Below are 216 nucleotides of genomic sequence, written 5' to 3' on the forward strand. Positions count from 1 at the left end.
AGATACAATACCCAACAAACGGGAATCTGTCGCTTTTGGAATGATGTACTCTTTACCGAATTCCATTGAATCCACACCGTAAGCGTCTAGAACTTCCTTAGTTACAGGCTCTTTTGCTAGATTAGCAAGTGCTTTAGCAGCAGCCAGCTTCATCTCTTCATTGATAGCTGTTGCACGAACATCCAACGCACCACGGAAGATAAATGGGAAGCCAAG

General features: G+C 44.0%; 1 pseudogene. It reads right to left on the bottom strand.

The features are described 5' to 3' along the window. Window positions 1-216: pseudogene (locus A3756_RS06075) on the bottom strand (malate dehydrogenase); the annotation flags it as partial.

The sequence above is a fragment of the Oleiphilus sp. HI0086 genome (assembly GCF_001635225.1).